Raw genomic sequence first — 1,255 nt, 5'->3', positions numbered from 1 at the left:
TTGGTAGCGGGGCAGAGAGAGTTTGCAATGTGGGGCGAGGCACGGCGTCCAATGCCGGGAAAGGTTCGTCCATTGAGACCAAAGGGTTGTCTTGCATTAGAGTGCGAGCAAGGGGTACGCGCTGTCGCATACCTCCAGAGAGTTGAGCGGGTTTGGCGTAAGCGTAATCTGCTAACCCAACGTGCTCTAACAAGTTGAGAGCACGTTGTTTCTCTTCCGCTGAATTTGAGTTGGCGTGAGAAAAGCGCGAGCTGAGGCAGACGTTATCCAGCACGTTAAGCCACGGCAGCAATAAATCCTGCTGAGCCATGTAAGCGACACGGTCATGCAATGCGGCGCCATCGGTTGTGATGAGTTCGCCATGCCAGTCAACTTGGTCATCCAGTAGGCCAGCTAAGTAACGCAATATCGTGGTTTTTCCGCAGCCACTTCGCCCGAGTAATACCGTCCATTGACCGATAGGAATGACCATGTTCACTTTCGCTAAAGTCGGTGTTTGGCTGTCTTTGTATTGCAAACTGGCGTCGGAAAGCTGAATGCCAATCGCGTTAGCGAACATAGGTATGACCCGCAAAGAAGTGATGTACTGGTCCGTGACCTTTCCCCACTTCCAATTCATCCGCATGAGCGATGGCTTGGCTGATGTACTGTTTTCCTAAATGCACGGCTTTGTGCAGGTTGTTGCCTTGACCAAGGTAAGACGCAATAGCGGAAGACAGTGTACAGCCCGTACCGTGGGTGTTTTGGGTCGGAAAACGCTTGGCGCTGATTAACTCGACACTGTTTTGCATGATCAGCAGATCGTTGCTGTTTTCATCTTCTTCAAGGTGACCGCCTTTGAGCAGAATGGCTTTGGCACCAAGCGCACGAAGGTCGTCAATCATGTCACTCATTTCTGCCTCAGATTGAGGTACAGGCTTACCTGTCAGTGCTGCACCCTCTGGCAGGTTAGGAGTGATGATGTCTGCCAGTGGAATTAGCTCTTCTTTTAACGTGCTGATTGCTGATTGCTCAAGTAGCAAATCGCCGCTGGTGGCGACCATGACGGGATCTATCACAAGATGTTTAGGCTGGTACTGTCTGATCTTGCTGGCCACCACTTTGATGATGTTCGAATCCGCCAGCATGCCGACTTTTACCGCCACAACATTGAGATCGGTAAACACCGCATCGAGTTGGCTTTCAACGTGATCAAGTGGGATAGGGAAAATGGCAGAAACGCCTTGCGTGTTTTGCGAAGTAATGGCGGTAATGA

At 50.9% G+C, this 1,255-nt stretch carries 2 protein-coding genes; both read right to left on the bottom strand.

Annotated features, from left to right (window positions below):
* Positions 1-559: ATP-binding cassette domain-containing protein (locus R7E47_RS24645; protein ID WP_318085373.1), on the bottom strand; the 559-nt coding region annotated here is incomplete at its 3' end.
* A partial coding sequence (gene thiD / locus R7E47_RS24640; RefSeq protein ID WP_318085370.1) for a bifunctional hydroxymethylpyrimidine kinase/phosphomethylpyrimidine kinase occupies positions 549-1,255 on the bottom strand: 707 nt, incomplete at its 5' end. The genes R7E47_RS24645 and thiD, both read right to left, overlap by 11 nt.

The sequence above is a fragment of the Vibrio sp. Vb1026 genome (genome assembly GCF_033338745.1).
Classification (GTDB): Bacteria; Pseudomonadota; Gammaproteobacteria; order Enterobacterales; family Vibrionaceae; genus Vibrio; species Vibrio alginolyticus.
This window is presented reverse-complemented; position numbering and strand designations above follow the sequence as displayed.